At 56.5% G+C, this 2,570-nt stretch carries 3 protein-coding genes; 1 reads left to right on the top strand and 2 read right to left on the bottom strand.

Annotated elements, in window-relative coordinates; translation table 11 throughout:
- Both ADK28_RS01395 and ADK28_RS01390 read right to left on the bottom strand, forming a co-directional pair.
- Positions 1-491 (bottom strand): MFS transporter (locus ADK28_RS01395; protein WP_048794687.1); only part of this gene is annotated, 491 nt, incomplete at its 3' end.
- A gap of 66 nt (positions 492-557) precedes the next feature.
- A complete protein-coding gene (locus tag ADK28_RS01390) occupies positions 558-1,670 on the bottom strand; it encodes an MDR/zinc-dependent alcohol dehydrogenase-like family protein (protein ID WP_028127773.1) in 1,113 nt (370 codons plus the stop codon).
- A 318-nt stretch (positions 1,671-1,988) separates the two neighbouring features.
- Between ADK28_RS01390 and rpiB the strand changes: the two genes are divergently transcribed.
- The gene (gene rpiB / locus ADK28_RS01385) at positions 1,989-2,447 is read left to right on the top strand and encodes a ribose 5-phosphate isomerase B (RefSeq protein ID WP_004936593.1); all 459 of its coding nucleotides are present in this window, start codon (positions 1,989-1,991) and stop codon (positions 2,445-2,447) included.
- Positions 2,448-2,570 lie beyond the last annotated feature (123 nt).

The following is a 2,570-nucleotide window of genomic DNA, read 5'->3' as shown; positions in this document are numbered from 1 at the left end:
ACAAGGCGGAACGCTATGCCGCCACCAAAGTCGATGCCGCTGTAGACGAACCAGAAAATCCCCACCGCCGACCCCAGCCTTTCCGGCGGCGCCTCATACGCCACCCACACCAGAAAACCGTAGGCAAATAGCGGATAGCCCAAGCCGCGCAGCGCATAGGTCGGCACCATGATCGCCAGGTTGTTGCTCGGCAGGCCGAACGTCAAAAAGCACACCGAACCGAATAGAAACAGCAGCAGGCCGGCCAACATCACCCGCCGGGCGGTAAAGATTTCCGCCAGCACGCCGGAAAACCAGGCGGCGATCGCGGCCGCAAAGCCATAAACGCTGAACAGCAGCGCCGATTCCTGAATGCTAAGCCCTTTGCCAATCAAATAAGGCGACAGCCATCCTTGTTCCAGCCCTTCGCCCATCATGAACACCAACACGCCGGCATAGCCCAGCAGCAGTTTCGGTGACAGACCAATGCGATGAATCAGTCCATGCAACATAGAACACCCCAGCACATGTGATTATGGAGGCGCAGGCTCGCCCGCACCCGAGGAACGACGCAGGTTTCAGAGGTTTGGATTAAGCACCACTTTGATTGAACCGATGCCGCGCTTCATCAGCTCGAAACCTTCGGCGAACTGTTCCAGCGGCAACGTATGCGTCACCACGCCTTCGGTCGGCAGATCGCCATTGGCGATGCCTTCGATCACCAGCGGGTAGCAGTAAGGGCCGAGGTGCGAACCGAGCACGTCCAGCTCCTTGCGGTCGCTGATGATGCTCCAATCGACGGTCACCGGATCCTTGAACACGGAAAATTCGACGAAGGTGCCGAGCTTGCGGATCAGCGTCAGGCCCTGTTCCACGGACTTCTGTGCGCCGGTCGCCTCGATGTAGATGTCGCAGCCGTAGCCGTCGGTCATCGCTTTAACCGCGGCGGGCACGTCGTCACGGGTGGGATTCAGCGTCACATCCGCGCCGAAGCGCTTCGCCAAGGCCAGACGTTCGTCGGACAGATCCAGCACCACCAGCTTCGAAGGCCCGGACTTTTTGATCGCCCCGATCATGCCCAGCCCCAGGGTGCCGGCGCCGGCCAACACCACCACATCGCCCAGTTTGATATTGGCGCGTTGCACCGCATGGAAGGAGCAAGCATAGGGTTCGATCAGAATGGCTTTTTCGATCGGCAGGTCGGCCGGCACATGGTAGTTAATCGCCTCTTTGGTGAACTTCATGTACTCGGCCATGCCGCCGTTAACGTTTTTCTGGAAACCGTACAGGTCATGCTTTTCGCACATCCAATACTGACCGCGGTTGCAGAAGCGGCATTGCCAGCAGGGAACGATTTGTTCTGATATCACGCGATCGCCGAGATTGAAGCCCTCGACGCCTTCGCCATACCCCACGACATGGCCGATAAATTCATGACCGGGGATCATCGGCGCCTTGATGTATGCCGGTTGTTTTTCATCGCCCCAGAAGCTGGGCGCCCCTTCGAACGCTTTAACATCACCGGCGCAGATGCCGCAGGCCTCGATCTTCACCAGGATCTCTTTCGGGCCGATCTTCGGTACCGGCACCTGTTCCAGGCGGTAATCTTTCGGGGCGTACGCCACAACCGCCTTCATGATCTCGGGGATACCGGCCGCCATTTTCGCCTCTGTTATGCAGGTCTGACACATAGCACTCTCCTCTGGTAGGGGAACTTATTTTGATCATTAATACAAACAAAGAACAAATGAACACTAACGCCGCGCGTTCAATTTGCCCACAGTGAACTTATCAAAGTGTGATATCGCTCAAAAACCCGTCTCAACTAGGGTGAACAACGATTGAAAGCCCTTTTTTAGTGACTGATATCACCTTTTACAGTGGCAAACTGAAAAATCCAGCAAAAAACAAAAGAACATCAATTGAACATTTGATTAAACAGGGATACGGTAATGAACGTGGCGCCACCGAGGATCGCCACCCTTTTCGTTACCAATCAGGAGACCGCTATGCTGCCTATCGCCATCGGCGCCGATGATGCCGCCATTGAACTGAAGGATCTGATCGTTGCCCACCTGCAACAACGGGACATCCCCGTCATTGACTACACGACGGATCGCGCCGCAGAAACGGGGATCTATCCCGATATCGCCTATCGCGTCGCGCAGGCGATACGGGAGGAAAAACATCGGCGGGGCATCCTGCTGTGCGGCACCGGCATCGGTATGAGCATCGTGGCCAATAAAGTGCCCGGCATTCGTGCGGCGCAATGTCACGATACCTACTCCGCCCAACGGGCGCGCAAAAGCAATGATGCTCAGATCATCACGCTGGGCGCGCGGGTCATCGGTGCCGAACTGGCGAAAACCATCGTCGATGCCTGGCTGGAATCGGAGTTTGAGGGGGGAGGATCGGCGCCGAAAGTCGAGCGAATCGGCTATTACGAAAACGCGGCCGGACGGCGTTAAACCGCCTGCAGTCTCGATGGCGGTCGCGCGCAAGCCGCGCTCCGCCTGGGTTTATTCGGTATTCATTGTTATTATCCATCGCAACAATCAGAAAAAGCGCATTTTCATTCTCGATCCGATGAT

The organism is Serratia sp. 506_PEND, assembly GCF_001076875.1.
GTDB lineage: Bacteria > Pseudomonadota > Gammaproteobacteria > Enterobacterales > Enterobacteriaceae > Serratia > Serratia marcescens.
This window is presented reverse-complemented; position numbering and strand designations above follow the sequence as displayed.